The organism is Streptomyces cellostaticus (genome assembly GCF_001513965.1).
Taxonomy (GTDB): Bacteria; Actinomycetota; Actinomycetes; order Streptomycetales; family Streptomycetaceae; genus Streptomyces; species Streptomyces cellostaticus.
Genome location: NZ_KQ948030.1, coordinates 98,181 through 114,125, shown reverse-complemented (window position 1 = coordinate 114,125; position 15,945 = coordinate 98,181). Strand labels below are relative to the sequence as shown.

At 70.0% G+C, this 15,945-nt stretch carries 11 protein-coding genes and 1 pseudogene; 6 read left to right on the top strand and 6 right to left on the bottom strand.

The window, feature by feature from the left end; genetic code table 11:
• Positions 1-25 precede the first annotated feature (25 nt).
• Positions 26-694, bottom strand: coding sequence for a potassium channel family protein (locus tag AQI88_RS26985; RefSeq protein ID WP_067004041.1), 669 nt, complete (start codon positions 692-694; stop codon positions 26-28).
• Positions 694-1,365 carry a potassium channel family protein gene (locus tag AQI88_RS26980; RefSeq protein ID WP_067004039.1) on the bottom strand — a complete coding sequence of 224 codons (672 nt, stop codon included), beginning with the start codon at positions 1,363-1,365 and terminating at the stop codon, positions 694-696. The genes AQI88_RS26985 and AQI88_RS26980 overlap by 1 nt, the downstream gene beginning before the upstream one ends.
• Positions 1,366-1,752: 387 nt before the next feature.
• Here AQI88_RS26980 and AQI88_RS26975 point away from each other — a divergent pair, with 387 nt between their 5' ends.
• Entirely contained in the window at positions 1,753-3,804 is a 2,052-nt protein-coding gene (locus tag AQI88_RS26975) for an APC family permease (protein ID WP_067004037.1), read from the top strand.
• Between the two features lie 109 nt (positions 3,805-3,913).
• Positions 3,914-5,242 (top strand): class I SAM-dependent RNA methyltransferase, encoded by a 1,329-nt coding sequence (locus AQI88_RS26970; RefSeq protein WP_067004035.1) that lies wholly within the window; start codon positions 3,914-3,916, stop codon positions 5,240-5,242.
• Positions 5,243-6,225: 983 nt separating this feature from the next.
• Here AQI88_RS26970 and AQI88_RS26965 read toward each other — a convergent pair.
• Positions 6,226-7,194, bottom strand: coding sequence for an immunity 49 family protein (locus tag AQI88_RS26965; RefSeq protein ID WP_244184343.1), 969 nt, complete (start codon positions 7,192-7,194; stop codon positions 6,226-6,228).
• A gap of 59 nt (positions 7,195-7,253) precedes the next feature.
• On the opposite strand from AQI88_RS26965, the pseudogene AQI88_RS49115 reads away from it, so the two are divergent.
• The 3 genes and pseudogenes from AQI88_RS49115 to AQI88_RS26955 form a co-directional block, all read left to right on the top strand.
• Positions 7,254-7,385: pseudogene (locus AQI88_RS49115) on the top strand (hypothetical protein); the annotation flags it as partial.
• A 260-nt stretch (positions 7,386-7,645) separates the two neighbouring features.
• Positions 7,646-7,843: a hypothetical protein gene (locus AQI88_RS26960; protein ID WP_067004033.1), complete on the top strand. Its 198-nt coding sequence runs from the start codon at positions 7,646-7,648 to the stop codon at positions 7,841-7,843.
• An 11-nt stretch (positions 7,844-7,854) separates the two neighbouring features.
• On the top strand, positions 7,855-8,412 hold the full coding sequence (locus AQI88_RS26955; protein ID WP_067004031.1) for a GNAT family N-acetyltransferase: 558 nt from the start codon (positions 7,855-7,857) through the stop codon (positions 8,410-8,412).
• On the opposite strand, the gene AQI88_RS26950 is transcribed toward AQI88_RS26955, so the two are convergent.
• Positions 8,399-8,935 (bottom strand): helix-turn-helix domain-containing protein, encoded by a 537-nt coding sequence (locus AQI88_RS26950; RefSeq protein WP_244184342.1) that lies wholly within the window; start codon positions 8,933-8,935, stop codon positions 8,399-8,401. The two genes, AQI88_RS26955 and AQI88_RS26950, sit on opposite strands and share 14 nt — an antisense overlap.
• 1,244 nt (positions 8,936-10,179) lie before the next feature.
• Positions 10,180-10,560 carry a hypothetical protein gene (locus tag AQI88_RS26945; protein ID WP_067004029.1) on the bottom strand — a complete coding sequence of 127 codons (381 nt, stop codon included), beginning with the start codon at positions 10,558-10,560 and terminating at the stop codon, positions 10,180-10,182.
• Positions 10,561-10,894: 334 nt separating this feature from the next.
• Here AQI88_RS26945 and AQI88_RS26940 point away from each other — a divergent pair, with 334 nt between their 5' ends.
• Entirely contained in the window at positions 10,895-13,261 is a 2,367-nt protein-coding gene (locus AQI88_RS26940) for an ATP-binding protein (protein WP_159050401.1), read from the top strand.
• A 253-nt stretch (positions 13,262-13,514) separates the two neighbouring features.
• On the opposite strand, the gene metE is transcribed toward AQI88_RS26940, so the two are convergent.
• Positions 13,515-15,824 carry a 5-methyltetrahydropteroyltriglutamate--homocysteine S-methyltransferase gene (gene metE / locus AQI88_RS26935; protein WP_067004025.1) on the bottom strand — a complete coding sequence of 770 codons (2,310 nt, stop codon included), beginning with the start codon at positions 15,822-15,824 and terminating at the stop codon, positions 13,515-13,517.
• Between the last annotated feature and the right edge of the window lie 121 nt (positions 15,825-15,945).

Here is a 15,945-nt window from a genome sequence, read left to right as displayed (position 1 = left end):
AGCAAGGGCGCCCCTTCTCGTGGGATCAGCTTTCCCGACGCACCGACAGCAGCTCCTCCAACTGCTCCTCCCGGGCCTGTGCGGCCACGAAGAGGAGTTCGTCGCCCGGCTCCAGGGAGTCCTCCTTGGAGGGGGTCAGGACGCGGGTGCCGCGGATGATCGTGACCAGGGAGGTGTCCTCGGGCCACTCCACGTCGCCGACCTGGGTGCCGGCCAGGGCCGACTCCTCGGGCAGGGTCAGCTCCACGAGGTTGGCGTCCCCGTGGCTGAAGCGGAGCAGGCGGACCAGGTCGCCGACGCTCACCGCCTCCTCGACCAGGGCGGACATCAGACGCGGGGTGGAGACGGCCACGTCGACGCCCCAGGACTCGTTGAACAGCCACTCGTTCTTGGGGTTGTTCACGCGGGCGACGACGCGCGGAACGCCGTACTCCGTCTTCGCGAGCAGCGAGACGACCAGGTTGACCTTGTCGTCGCCGGTCGCGGCGATCGCGACGTTGCAGCGCTGGAGCGCTGCCTCGTCCAGGGACGTGATCTCACAGGCGTCGGCCAGCAGCCACTCCGCCTGCGGCACCCGCTCCACCGAGATGGCGGTCGGGGCCTTGTCGATGAGCAGGACCTCGTGGCCGTTCTCCAGCAGCTCGCCCGCGATCGAGCGGCCGACGGCGCCGGCTCCGGCAATGGCGACCCTCATCAGTGACCGCCCTCCTCTTCCGGGCCGGTGGCGAACGCCGCCTCGACCTTGTCGACGTCGTCCGGCCGCATCATCACGTGTACGAGGTCGCCCTCCTGCAGCACCGTCTGGGAGGTGGGCAGGATCGCCTCGCCCAGGCGGGTCAGGAACGCCACGCGGACGCCCGTCTCGTCCTGCAGCTTGCTGATCTTGTGGCCGACCCACTTCGGGGAGGCGTGCACCTCGGCGAGCTGGACACCGCCGGTGGGATCGCGCCACAGCGGCTCGGCGCCCGAGGGCAGCAGGCGGCGCAGCATCTGGTCGGCGGTCCAGCGGACCGTGGCCACGGTCGGGATGCCCAGGCGCTGGTAGACCTCGGCGCGGCGGGGGTCGTAGATACGGGCGGCCACGTTCTCCACGCCGAACATCTCGCGGGCCACGCGCGCGGAGATGATGTTCGAGTTGTCACCGCTGGAGACGGCGGCGAAGGCGCCTGCCTCCTCGATGCCCGCCTCGCGCAGGGTGTCCTGGTCGAAGCCGACGCCGGTGACCCGGCGGCCGCCGAATCCCGGGCCCAGCCGGCGGAAGGCGGTGGGGTCCTGGTCGATCACAGCGACCGTGTGCCCCTGTTGCTCCAGGGTCTGGGCAAGAGCGGAACCCACTCTTCCGCAGCCCATGATGACGATGTGCACGACCGTCCTTCCGGTGTCCAAAAAGTTACTGCTCAGCATCAGGGTCTCAGACCGACGCCCAAAGCTACACACGTGCGCTTCGGGGCGGGCACCCCTGTGCCGGGGTTTCCTGGATCACCGCGGCCGGCATCCGCCGCCGCGTGATGCTGCGCACGCTGCACAGGGTCAGGATTCCGAGGCAGAGGAGGGCGACGGTCGCCCCGATCAGCTCTGCGGTCGCGGGCATGGAACCTCCGAAGGGCGGTGACAGGCGGGGTCTGCCATCTAGACACGCAGGGCGCGCGGACCACGGAATCCGCAGTCCAGGGCGCCTGTGATTTCACTCGTGAGGCAGAACACGGGTCCCGGGTGGGCGGTTGCCTGTTCGAAGGCTTACGATCCTCTGTCGTGTCCAAACTGACCGACGTGCCCAAACGGATCCTGATCGGGCGCGCACTGCGCAGTGACCGGCTGGGCGAGACGCTCCTGCCGAAGCGCATCGCCCTCCCCGTCTTCGCCTCCGACCCGCTGTCCTCCGTCGCCTACGCGCCGGGGGAGGTGCTGCTGGTCCTGTCCATCGCGGGCGTGTCGGCCTACCACTTCAGCCCCTGGATCGCCGTCGCGGTCGTCGTGCTGATGTTCACGGTCGTCGCCTCCTACCGGCAGAACGTGCACGCCTACCCGAGCGGCGGTGGCGACTACGAGGTGGCCACCACCAACCTCGGCCCCAGGGCCGGCCTCACCGTGGCCAGCGCGTTGCTCGTCGACTACGTCCTGACCGTCGCCGTCTCCATCGCCTCCGGCATCGAGAACCTCGGCTCCGCGGTCCCCTTCGTGGTCGAGCACAAGGTGCTGTGCGCGGTCGTCGTGATCGTCCTGCTGACCCTGATGAACCTGCGCGGCGTGAAGGAGTCCGGCAAGCTCTTCGCGATCCCGACGTACGTCTTCGTCGGCGGCGTCTTCATCATGATCGCGTGGGGTGCCTTCCGTGGCCTGGTCCTCGGCGACACCATGCACGCCCCGACGGCCGACTACCACATCAAGGCCGAGCACCAGGGCCTCGCGGGCTTCGCCCTGGTCTTCCTGCTGCTGCGGGCCTTCTCCTCCGGCTGTGCCGCACTCACCGGTGTGGAGGCCATCTCCAACGGCGTCCCGGCCTTCCGCAAGCCCAAGTCGAAGAACGCGGCGACCACGCTCGCGATGATGGGCCTGCTGGCCGTCACCATGTTCTGCGGCATCATCGTCCTCGCCATGACCACCAAGGTCCGCATGGCCGAGAACCCGGCCACCGACCTGATCCACAACGGCGTCCCGCTCGGCTCCGGCTATGTCCAGAACCCGGTGATCTCCCAGGTCGCCGAGGCGGTGTTCGGCAAGGGCAGCTTCCTGTTCATCGTGCTCGCGGCCGCCACCGCCCTGGTCCTGTTCCTCGCGGCGAACACGGCGTACAACGGCTTCCCGCTGCTCGGCTCGATCCTCGCCCAGGACCGCTACCTCCCGCGCCAGCTGCACACCCGCGGCGACCGCCTCGCCTTCTCCAACGGCATCGTGCTGCTCGCGGGCGCGGCGACCCTGCTGACCGTGATCTACGGCGCCGACTCGACCCGCCTGATCCAGCTGTACATCGTCGGCGTGTTCGTGTCCTTCACGCTCAGCCAGATCGGCATGGTCCGGCACTGGAACCGCCACCTGGCCGTCGAGGAGGACCCCGCCAAGCGCCGCCACATGGTCCGCTCCCGCGCCATCAACGCCTTCGGCGCCTTCTTCACCGGCCTGGTGCTGGTCGTCGTCCTGGTCACCAAGTTCACGCACGGCGCCTGGGTCGCCCTGCTGGGCATGTGCATCTTCTACGCGACGATGACCGCGATCCGGAAGCACTACGACGGCGTCGCCGAGGAGCTCACGGCTCCCGAAGGCCCGAGCGACGACAGCGTCCGCCCCTCCCGCGTCCACTCGGTCGTCCTGATCTCCAAGATCCACCGCCCCACCCTGCGTGCCCTGGCCTACGCCAAGCTGATGCGCTCGGACACCCTGGAGGCGGTCACGGTCAACGTCGACCCGGCGGAGAACAAGGCGCTGCGCGAGGAGTGGGAGCGGCGCGGCATCGACGTACCGCTGAAGGTCCTCGACTCCCCGTTCCGCGAGGTCACCCGCCCGGTGATCGAGTACGTCAAGGGCCTGCGCAAGGAGTCCCCGCGGGACGCGATCTCGGTGATCATCCCCGAGTACGTGGTCGGCCACTGGTACGAGCATCTGCTGCACAACCAGAGCGCCCTGCGCCTGAAGGGCCGCCTGCTGTTCACGCCCGGTGTGATGGTGACCTCCGTGCCCTACCAGCTGGCCTCCTCCGAGGCGGCCCGCAACCGGGCCCGCAGGCGGCAGGAGTGGAGCGCGCCGGGCGCGGTCCGGCGCGGTCCGGCGGTCGAGCGTCCGAAGGAGCCGTCGCCGACGAAGGACTGAGGCGCGCAGGGGAGGCCGTAGACTGGTGGGCTGTTGTCAGGCCCACCGGTTTGCGGCCTCTTCTCTTCCCCGTTCCCCGTCTCTCTTCCCGATCTGGAGTCACCCCACCATGCAGGCAGAACCGACAAAGTCTCTGGTGGGCGAGGAATACGAGGTCGAGATCGGCCCCGTCGCCCACGGCGGCCACTGCATCGCCCGTACGTCCGAGGGCCAGGTGCTGTTCGTCCGGCACGCGCTGCCCGGCGAGCGGGTGGTGGCCCGGGTGACGGAGGGGGAGGAGGGCGCCCGCTTCCTGCGCGCGGACGCCGTCGAGATCCTCGAGGCCTCCAAGGACCGCGTCGAGGCTCCCTGCCCCTTCGCCGGCCCCGGCCGCTGCGGCGGCTGTGACTGGCAGCACGCCAAGCCGGGTGCCCAGCGCCGGCTGAAGGGCGAGGTGATCGCCGAGCAGCTCCAGCGGCTCGCGGGCCTCACCCCCGAGGAGGCGGGCTGGGACGGCACCGTGATGCCGGCCGAGGGTGACAAGCTCCCGGCGGGTCAGGTGCCGCAGTGGCGGACGCGCGTGCAGTACGCGGTGGACGCCGACGGCAACGCCGGACTGCGCCGCCACCGCTCCCACGAGGTCGAACCGATCGACCACTGCATGATCGCCGCGCCCGGTGTGAGCGAACTCGGCATCGAGGACCGGGACTGGTCCGGCATGGCCTCCGTCGAGGCGATCGCCGCGACGGGATCCCAGGACCGCATGGTGATCCTGGAGCCGCGCCCCGGTGCCCGGCTGCCGCTCGTCGAGCTCGACAGGCCCGTCTCGGTCATGCGCGTCGACGAGAAGGACGGCGGCATCCACCGCGTCCACGGCCGCGCCTTCGTGCGTGAGCGCGCCGACGACCACACCTACCGCGTCGGCAGCGGCGGCTTCTGGCAGGTCCACCCGAAGGCCGCCGACACCCTGGTCAAGGCCGTCATGCAGGGCCTGCTGCCCCGCAAGGGCGAGATGGCCCTCGACCTCTACTGCGGCGTCGGCCTCTTCGCCGGCGCCCTCGCGGACCGCCTCGGCGAGAAGGGCGCGGTGCTCGGCATCGAGTCCGGCAAGCGCGCGGTCGAGGACGCCCGCCACAACCTCGCCGACTTCCCCCGCGTCCGCATCGAACAGGGCAAGGTCGAATCGGTCCTCCCGCGCACGGGCATCACGGAGGTCGACCTCATCGTCCTCGACCCCCCACGCGCGGGCGCCGGCCGCAAGACGGTCGAACACCTCACCTCACTCGGCGCCCGCAGAATCGCCTACGTGGCCTGCGATCCCGCTGCGCTGGCCCGGGATCTGGGGTATTTCCGGGATGGCGGGTACCGGGTGCGGACGCTTCGGGCGTTCGATCTGTTTCCGATGACGCATCATGTGGAGTGTGTGGCGATTCTTGAACCGGCCGCCAAGGGCTCCTGATCTGCGGTTTTGTCGGTGCGCGTCATGTGCACTGTGGGCGTTACGGGCGATATCTTGACGCTGAAATGACGCTCGTGACGCTCATTTGACGCTCGTTCTGGTGGAGTGTCAGGCGCATTGTCGGGCAGGTCAGACCCTGTCAAGGCGGCAAAGACCGATGGGGCGACGAGGGCAGGCGACGCTGAGTGCAGACCGACTGAGTCCTGCTGGTCAGATGTCCCGGAAGAGAGCAGCCAGCGCGGTGACCTGCCACGATGAGGGGGATTTGGTCGCTGACCTGCGCGAATGGTCTTTCAGTCGTTTCATGCTCGTGCCGGTTGATGAAGCCGGAAGTCCCAGAAAAGTCCCAGAGGACTCCCACGGCTGATGGATGCCCTTTCGGTTCTACTCGACGTAGGGCAGCGCGGCGGGGCTGGGCTGTGCGCTGGAGGTCGGCCTTGTTCCTCCGCGGCAAGCGGCTCACCTCCGCTTGCGCGGGGCCGACAGGGATTAGGCCCCCTGGAGATGGCGGTGGCGGGAGCTATCCCTGCGTGCGTGGGCCCACGAGGTCGACGCTGACACGAGGCCGTCCTCGTTGGAGCTATCCCCACAGACGCGGAGATCGCTCTGCCTCCAGGACGGCGACCCCAACCGGTTCAGCGTCGGCCCCGCACCCGAGGGGCCGGGCGAGCCAAGTTCGTAGCCGGATGCATAGGAAGGCGGTCCGGGACCCACGCAGTTCGGTCCTGGACCGCCTCGGCGTGTTCGGCTAGGCCGTGTCTTTCGGATCATCGCGAAAGACACGGACTGAGGCTCGGCGCCGTCGGGGCTACCGGGGTCGCAGGGCGTGGAGATCCGGCAGATGGCGTTCGCCGACGTGGGGCAGGGTGGTCTTCCGTCCTTGGCTATCGCACAGACGTACGCGCTGCCTCGGTGGGGACGAGTCCGTCTCCACGACGATGTCCTGGATGTCGGGCCAGGCCCACTTCCGCACCCCGGGTGGCCTACTTGGCGGCCCAGCAGCCCAAGTTGTTCCGGTTCCCCTCCGCCGCCCGGCGCGGCGCGTCCGGCGATCCCAGCAGACCGTACGGCAGATACCCGGACCGGACACCGAGTTCCCACCCATGGACCTGGACGGCGAGGCAGGCCAGGGCGAGGGTGCCGAGGGGGAGGAGGGACCGGGGCGCGGGATCACCGGCATCGGCCTCGACGCTCTCCCGGTACGCGACCAGCCGGGCGACGAGGGCGTCCTCGAAGGCGTGCTGGTCGTCGTCGAGGAGTACGCGGAGCAGCCGCTGGTCCGCGCTCAGCGCGTCGCCGACCTCGTCGAGCCGCCGGGCGGCCTCCGCGCGCTCCCCGGCGTCCGGCTTGCGCAGCGGAACCGTAGGCCAGTCGCGGGGCAGATGCCCGGCCGCCTCGGTGAGATAGGGGCACAGGGCGTCCATGGCGGCGAGGTCGGCGGGGTCGGAGACGGAGGTGTACCGGTTGTAGGGCACGCCGTCACGGATGGCGGGCGCGTAGTCGCCGCGCAGCAGCAGCCCGGTGACCCGCTCCCAGTCCCACACATGCCCGCTGACGACACACATCTCGAACATGTCGAGCCAGGTCCGCGCGGTGGGCGCCTCCTTGACGACGTCCCGGAAGGTGATGGGCCCGTCCCCGAACTCGTCGTCGTCCGGGTCCGTGCTGATCCGCTCCCCGACGAGGGGGAACCGGAGTTCCTGGTCCCCGCTCGGGAAGCACATGATGCTCAGCACTCCGTGCACACACTCCGCGGCGGTGACGGCGACCGTGCCGGCCGCAGCGTCGAGCCCCGGCTCCGTCACCGTTCGCGCCGACCAGATGATGATGGCGGCGATGTGGAGTCCGGCAAGGTAGATGGCGGCGGTCTTGCGCGCGCTCCTGCGGGCGCCACTGGGCCCGGGGTTGCGGACTTCGCGCGGCTGCGGGCAGGCTGCGAGCCTGCTGTTCAAGGGCGAAAGGCGCACCTGCGGGCGGCTGCCGCTGCACTGGGGGACACTGCGCGTCGCCGGTGCTGCTGTTCAAGGGCGAAGGGCTCTCGCTCGTCCTGACGCCCGGTCAGCGGGCCGACTGCACCCAGTTCGAAGCTGTCATGGAACGGATCCGGGTGCCCCGCCTGGCCACCGGTCGGCCTCGCACGACACCCGACAGCGTCAGCGCCGACAAGGGCTACAGCAACCGTCGCACCCGCGCCTACCTGACGCGGGATCCGGCGCGTCATCCCAGAGAAAGCCGACCAAGCGGCCGGCCGTCTGCGGCGCGGGAGCACCGGTGGCCGGCCACCCGGCTTCGACAAGGAGCGGTACGCCAAGCGCGACACTGTCGAGCGGGCGATCAACAAGCTGAAACAGTTCCGCGCGGTCGCGACCAGATACGACAAACGCGCCTACGCCTACCGGCGATGTGGACGGTACGGCCGAGGCGATCCGCCCGGTGCTGGACCTGCCGCTCTCGCACCGGAACAACGGCATCGTCGTCTCCGCGCAACGCGTCCGGCAGGCACTGATGCACAGCCCCGCGCGCACGGCTTCCGTCGCCCGGGACCTCCGTGCGGAGATCGAGGCGTTCCCGGCGAATCGGCCGGCGCTGCCTCGCGGGTAGAGTCCGGGGGCATGTACCCGGTCAGCCGCTCCGGCCCCCGCCTCGATCTGCGCGAACTCACCGTGGAGGACGTGGATGCGGTGCTCGCCATCTACGGCAGCCCCGAGGCCACGGAGCACCTGTCCTTCGAACCGCGTACGCGCGAACAGGTCACGCAGATCGTGGCCCGGTCCATTGCCGCCGCCACCGCGACCCCACGTACCGAGTACGCGCTCGCCGTCATCGAACGAGACACAGCCGAGCTGATCGGTTTCGGCCGCCTGGCCACCGACCCGCACCAGCAGCGGGGAGCCACCATGGGCTTTGCTCTGTGCCCTCAGTCTTGGGGTGTTGGCTACGGCAGGGAGACGGTGCAGTTGCTGCTGAGCGTCGGGTTCGACGACCTGGACCTGCACCGCGTCTGGGGAGGGAGGTCACCCCTCAACGAAGCGTCGGCCATGACCATGGCAGCAGTTGGGATGGTCGAAGAAGGAGTGATCCGCGAACACGTGCTGAAGGCCGGGAAGTGGCGGGACTCCGTGGTGCACGCGATCCTTGAACGCGAATGGCGGTCGGTCACTGCGGTATGAGGGACTTGCGCAGAGTATGCGTCTGCGCGATCAGGACAGGCAGGAGCAGACCGGGTTCCACGGTCTGGCCGAGTCTCCGGTAGTGCGTGAACAGCGAGCGGGAGGCTTCCAGCATGCCGGCACCCGCGATCGGGGAGGCCGTGCCGGTTCCCTCCGATCGCCATGTCATCAGCGATGCGACGCCGGCGCTCATCACCTCTCGTCGGCCCATGGGCTGGAACCGATTCGGGCCGTCCGGCGACAATTGCATGATCCAGTCCTCCTCGTCGACTTGGCCCGGTGCTGGTTCGGGGGGCGCCTCAGGAGCGGCCTGGGCGGCCAGGGCAATCAGCGCTCCGTTGGCACCGAGGGCGGCGTCGCACAGCCGAACGAGATCACGGCTGGGTGCCTTGATACCTCGCTCGACTTTGCTCAACTGCGCCTTGCTGTAATGCACGGCGCCGGACAAGGCCGTGAGGCTCAGTCCGGCCTCCAGACGCCGTTTCCTCAGCTCCTCGCCGAACTCAGTGGACGGCTGTGGCACGGAAACCTCCAAGCCCCATACGCCCTGGCTGGGTTGGCGCTACACGAAAGCGTGCGGCAATCCTTCCTGGACGGACAAGGCGATCGATGCTGTTTCCCGTTTCCTTCTCCGACGGCGGGGCGCAGCATTCGTGGGGGGGGGCTCAACTTGTGCCGGTCACAGAGCCGGGTGCGTCATGCCCACCAGGTTGGGGCCAAAGTCGCAAGGATCCTCGTTGGCAGGTCGATCCCACTTGGTGCGCCGCCTCGCGCAGGGCTGGGACCACCGATCGACCACGGGCCCGAAGCGGGCGTCGGTGGCGCGGGCCTGGCCGGCCTGGCTGTATCGGCGTACCCGTACGCCTCCTGACCTGTGTTTCTCCCGTTCTGCCGGCAGCCTGGAGCGCTGGCTGTGTCCAGCAGGAGGCCGTCGGGTCCGAGGTTGCCGGTAGGAGGGGCGGGACCGCGGCATTCGGCGAGCCGTGCCTCGTCGAGCGGCAGCAGTTCGGGCAGAGCCGCCGGCAGTGCCTCGCGTGGGCTGGTACGCGCGTCGAGGCCGCGCGGTGCTCGTGGCCGATGTGCCGCTGAGGGTGGGCCGGCTACGTTCGCGACATCCGGTGCTGTCCCGAGGCGCGGGTCGGCTTCCGTGAGGGTGGGGTCTTTGTCCGGCGGCGTGGAATCGCCTGCGTCCTGCCGGGAGACGAGGGCGGTCGTGATCTCCTCGGTGTGCGTCGGCGCGAGTCGGTGACCGGTCCTTGACTGCGGGATCTCGTGTGCACGGGAGAGTGATGTTCAGGCATCTTGTCGGCTTCGGTTCGTCGTGGCGAGGAGCATGAGGGCTGTTGCTGTTGCTGAAGAGGATGTGGCAGAGGCCCGTTCTCAGCAGGAAGCGTGCCGGTTCACGGCTGAGGTGGGCGAGTGCGCAGGCAGCGCAGGTGAGCAAGGGAGCGGAAGACCGCGAGGACCGCAACGCTGCGGATCGTCAGCCTCGGGATCAGGTCGGGAGTGGCATGGGACCACCGGTAGCAGAGGGCGGCCAGGGCCGCGTGGAGAGCGAGGCCGATCGCGACAACAGTATGAGGAGTCCCTCGGGTCGGCTTGATCACCTGGATCGGGTGGGGGCGGCGGTCTGCGGAGGAGGATCGGAAGCCTTCGGGCATCGTGGTTCTCTGGTGGGTGGGATCGACTGCGGATGTCATGGGGAACGTGTCCCGTGGCGGGCGCGAGAGCGAGCTGCTGCTGCGCCCGCCACAGGGCCGACATCGCTTAGCTGAGCAGGTGGTCGTGGATCCAGTTGTAGATGTCGACCGGGTCGATCCCCCAGGTGATGACGGCCTTCACCCAGGTCGGCAGGTCGTTCCACACCTGCTGGAATGTCTGCCGGCCGCTCCTGGTGGCATCGACCAGGGTCTTCCAGATGGCGGGCCAGTTGTTCTTGATGAACTGCACGGCCCTCTTGATGATCTCCGACTTCCCGCCCTGCTCGTCCGTGGGCAGGTGGTTCCAGGCCGGCGATGCTGCGGATGTCTGCGTCAGCGGATGGTGCGAAGAGGAAGCGAGCGCCGAGGCGGCTGTCGCCGTGGCGCCGGCGGCGAGCGCGGCCAGGATCGCCAAGGTCACGGCCTTGGTCTTCACCGTACTGAGCATGGGTTTCACCCTCCGTTTCGGTCTGCGGATGCCGGGCGGCGGCCCGACGCCCCGACCGTGTCCGAGCGGGTGAGTCATCCGGAAGCTGCGACAGACGCGCCGGAGCACGAAATGCCTGGTCAGAGGCGAGTGGGTGGGTTCGCCGGTCCGGTGCCGGACCGGCCGGTACACGAGGGCGGTGGGGCGGATGGGAGGGGCTGAGGAGGCATCCACGGGGCGGCGGGACTTCGCGGCGCGGTTGCGGCTGCTGTGTCAGCAGGCAGGCAGCCCACCGTTGCAGCGAGTCGCGGCGTCCGCCGTGTCGTGGAGTCGCCGCACCAGCAGCGGCTCTCCGGTGCGCGTTTCGAGCCAGCGCATCAGCGACTGGCGCAACGGAGCCAACGTGCCGGCCCGGTTCCAGCCGCTGGCCGCCGTGCTTGCCGTACTGATCACGGAGGCCAGGAAGAAGCACCCGCGCCCGTCCACGCCCGGCCTGTACGACATGGACAGCTGGCTTGCGCTGTGGCGATCGGCGCAAGCCGTCCCGGTCGGCCAACCGGTCGCCGAGAGGACCTCATCAGGTGCAGCCGACGGTCAGAGTCCTTCCTCAACCTGTGTGCCGGGGGAGCGGAGGCAGACGGTGCCGCGCCAGTTGCCTCCGGCCACGGCGCGCTTGGTGGGCCGGCAGGCCGAGTTGGCGATGCTGAGCAGGCTGCTCGATGAGGATGCTGCCCCGGGCACAGCGGTGATCTCCGCGATCTCCGCGATCTCCGCGATCACCGGGACAGCCGGGGTCGGCAAGACGTCCCTGGCGGTGTGGTGGGCGCATCAGGTCGCGCACCACTTCCCCGACGGGCAGTTGTACGTGAACCTGCGCGGCTTCGACCCGTCCGGACAGCCGATGGCGCCGGCCGACGCGGTCCGTGGATTCCTGGACGCCCTCGCGGTCTCGGTCGAGCGGATGCCGACGAGCCTGGATGCACAGGTCGGCCTGTACCGGTCCCTGCTGGCCGACAGACGGGTACTCGTGCTGTTGGACAACGCACGCGACGCCGACCACGTGCGTCCGTTGCTGCCCGGCAGCCCGACGTGTCTTGCGCTGGTGACCAGCCGCAACCAGTTGTCCGGCCTCACTGCTCAAGGCGCGCAGCGACTTGCCTTGGACCTCTTCACCGAGGCCGAGGGGCATGAGCTACTGGCGTGCCGTCTCGGGGCCGAGCGGACGACGCAAGCGCCTGACGCGGTCGGCGAGCTGGTCCGGTTGTGTGCACGGCTCCCCTTGGCCCTGTCGATCGCCGCGTCTCGCGGGGTGACCCAACCGAACTTCCCCCTCTCCGCACTGGTGGACGAGTTGCGGGAGGCGGCCGGCCCATGGGACCTCCTGGACGGAGGTGACACGGCCACCAATGCGGAGGCGGTGTTCTCCTGGTCGTGCCGGCACCTGAGCGAGCCGGCGGCGAGAATGTTCCGGCTGCTGGGCCTGCATCCCGGTCCGGACATCTCGCTGCCCGCCGCGGCCAGCCTCGCCGCCGTGACACCGGGCCAGGCGCGCCGCGCTCTGAGGGAACTGAGCCGGGCGAGCCTGCTGGCCGAGCACGTTCCGGGCCGATACGCCTTCCACGATCTGCTGCGCGCCTATGCCACCGAGCTGAGCCGGCGTCTGGACAGCGAGGCCGAGCGTCGCTCCGCGATCCTGCGCGTACTGGATCATTACCTGCATACCGCTCACGATGCCCACCAACTGCTGTCCCCGGTACAGGACCTGCTCTCCCTGTCCGTGTCACCGCCTCGCTCCGGGACGACTCCTGAGCGACTTTCAGACGGTGAGCAGGCGCTGGCGTGGTGCGAGACCGAGCACCCGGTGCTGCTCTCGGCCATCTCGTATGCGGGAGCTGTGGGCTTGGACGTCTACGCCCGGGACCTGCCGCTGGCGCTGTTCGCCTTCCTGTCCCGTCGCGCGCGTTGGTACGACCAGATCACCACCCAGCGCGAGGCACTGGCCGCAGCCCTGCGCCTGCGCGACCGGAACGGGGCAGCGCGCGTTCACTTCTGCCTCAGCCACGTCCACACCCAGATCGGGCTCTACGACGAGGCCCGTACGTACGCCGAGCGCTCCCTCGCTCTGTACCAGGAGACGGGAGACCAGGCGGGCCAGTCCTTTGCCTGCTGCCTGTTCTCCTGGATGTGCGGGCAACAGGATCGGCACCGGGACGGGCTCGCCCACGCCCGGCGGGCTCTCGAACTGGCACGAGCCTGTGGTCACCGTGTCGGGCAGGCGATGGCCCTCACTCTGATCGGCTCCCACCACTCCCGCTCGGGCGACCCACAACAGGCGATCAGGTGCTGTCAGGAAGCCATCGAGCTGTGCCGGAGCCCGGGCGAACGCGAGTTTGAAGCGTACGCCTGGGAGATACTCGGCTACGCACACCAACAGCTGGGCGACTGCGGCCGGGCAGCCGCCTGCTATCAGCAGGCTGTCACCCTGTTCGGCACCGGTGGCTACCGATTCGCCCAGGCCGCGGGCCTCACTCGGCTGGGCGAGGCGCACCGTGTCGCGGGCCGCCTGGACGCGGCCCGCGAGGCTTGGCAGCAGTCACTGGACATCTACGCCGAGTTGGATGTGCCGGAAGCGGACGCGGCGCGTGTCAAACTCGCCCACCTGTTCGGCGCGCCGTGCTCCCTTCCGGTGAGTGAAGCTCCGCCCCATGCAACTGGTCACTGAAGTCGGATGCCGGCCGAGCGGATGGGGGGATCGCGGGGGGCATACGGCGGTGGTCAGGCGGCCGCGGCCGGGCGGGACCTCGGTGATGTCGTTGGCCCACAGGGCGCCTGCGTCCTGCCCGGGCCGCCGATCGAGCTGTTGTGCACCGTGGCGGCGGCCCGCCTCCGACAGCCGACGGTGTGCGGCAGGACGGCGTGCCCTCGGGCGAGCCGTCCTGCCGATGCCGCCGGAAAGCGGCGCAGTCCCTGGCCTGTTACAGCTCCGCGCGTACCGTGCGGGCAGCCGTGACCAGGGTTTCCAGGGAGGCCCGGGTTTCCGGCCAGCCGCGGGTCTTCAGGCCGCAGTCGGGGTTGACCCACAGACGTTCGGCGGGGATCGCCTTCAGGCCGGTGCGCAGCAGGTCGGCCGCCTCCTCCGCGCCGGGTACACGCGGCGAGTGGATGTCGTAGACGCCGGGTCCCGCCTCGCGCGGGTAGCCGTGGGCGGCGAGTTCGCGGGCGACCTGCATGTGCGAACGGGCGGCCTCCAGGCTGATGACGTCGGCGTCGAGGTCGTCGATGGCCTGGACGATGTCGCCGAACTCGGCGTAGCACATGTGGGTGTGGATCTGGGTGTCCGGCCGGACGCCGCTGGTGGTCAGCCGGAAGGCTTCCGTGGCCCACTCCAGGTACGCGGCGCGGTCGGCGGCGCGCAGAGGCAGGGTCTCGCGCAGGGCGGGCTCGTCCACCTGGATCACCGAAGTGCCCGCCGTCTCCAGATCGTTCACCTCGTCGCGCAGGGCGAGGGCGACCTGGCGGGCGGTGTCGGCGAGGGGCTGGTCGTCGCGGACGAAGGACCACGCGAGCATGGTGACGGGACCGGTGAGCATGCCCTTGACCGGGCGGTCGGTGAGGGACTGGGCGTACGTCGTCCAGCGCACGGTCATCGGTTCGGGGCGGGAGATGTCGCCGGCGAGGATCGGCGGGCGGACGTAGCGGGTGCCGTAGGACTGGACCCAGCCGTGCTGGGTGGCGAGGTAGCCGGCGAGCTGTTCGGCGAAGTACTGGACCATGTCGTTGCGTTCGGCCTCGCCGTGCACCAGGACGTCCAGGCCGGCCTTCTCCTGGAAGGCGATCACCTCCTGGATCTCCGCCTTGATGCGTTCTTCGTAGCCCGCCGTGCCGATCCGGCCCGCGCGCAGGTCGGCGCGGGCGGTGCGCAGTTCGCCGGTCTGCGGGAAGGAACCGATGGTGGTGGTCGGCAGCAGGGGCAGGCCGAGGTGGGCACGCTGGGCGGCGGCGCGTTCGGCGTACTGCTGGCAGCGGTGGGCGTCCGCTTCGGTGACGGCCGCGGTGCGGGCGCGGACGGCTGGGTCGCGGGTGACGGGGGAGCACGCGCGCAGGGCCAGATCGGCCCGGTTCGCGGCCAGTTCTGCGGTGATGGCCTCGGTGCCGCGGGCCAGGCCCTTGGCGAGGGTGACGATCTCCGCCGTCTTCTGCCGGGCGAAGGCGAGCCAGCGCAGGATCTGCGGGTCGGTGTCCCGCTCGGCGGTCGCGTCGAGGGGGACGTGGAGCAGGGAGCAGGACGCCGCTACGTCGACGTGGCCGGCCAGGCCCAGCAGGGTGCCGAGCGTGGACAGTGACTTGGCCAGGTCGTTGACCCAGATGTTGCGGCCGTTGACAACTCCGGCGATCAGGCGCTTGCCGGGCAGTCCGCCGACGGCGGCCAGCGCCTCCAGGTTGGCGGCGGCGGCCTCGGTGAAGTCGAGGGCGAGTCCGTCGACCGGCGCGCCCGCGAGCACCGGCAGCGCCTCGCCGAGGCGGTCGAAGTAGGAGGCCACCAGCAGCCTCGGCCGGTCCGTGAGGCCACCGAGATCACGGTAGGCGCGGGCTGCGGCGTTCAGTTCGGCCGGGGTGCGGTCCTGGACGAGGGCGGGCTCGTCCAGCTGCACCCACTGTGCGCCTGCCGCGCGCAGGTCGGCGAGGACCTCGGCGTACACGGGCAGCAGCCGGTCGAGGAGGGTGAGCGGGTCGAAGCCGGCGGCGACGCCGGGCGCGGGCTTGGCGAGCAGGAGGTAGGTGACGGGGCCGACGAGGACCGGGCGGCCGGTCAGACCCAGGGCGAGGGCCTCTGCGAGCTCTGCGACCTGCTTGGCGGAGTCGGCGGTGAAGACCGTGTCCGGGCCCAGTTCCGGGACGAGATAGTGGTAGTTGGTGTCGAACCACTTGGTCATCTCCAGCGGTGCGACGTCCTGTGTGCCGCGGGCCATGGCGAAGTAGCCGGCCAGCGGGTCGGCGGCGACGGCCTCCCGGTGGCGGTCGGGGACCGCGCCGACCATGACGGTGGTGTCCAGCACATGGTCGTAGTACGAGAAGTCACCGGTCGGGACTTCGTCGATGCCCGCCTCGGCGAGCTGCCGCCAGGTGGCGCGGCGCAGTCCGGCGGCGGTCGTGCGGAGGGCGTCGGCGGTGACGCGGCCCTTCCAGTAGCCCTCGATCGCCTTCTTCAGTTCCCGGTTCGGGCCCTGGCGGGGGTAGCCGTACACGGTGGCCCGTGCTGCTGCGGCGGCGGACTCGGTGGTCACGGAGATCTCCTTCGCGAGATGAATCCCTGAGATCCCGGGAACGGGACGAGAGCGCGAAGGGGTGACGCACCGGACGGCAGCGGCCCATGGCCGTCTGTTCGGTGTGTACGCCGACCCGCCC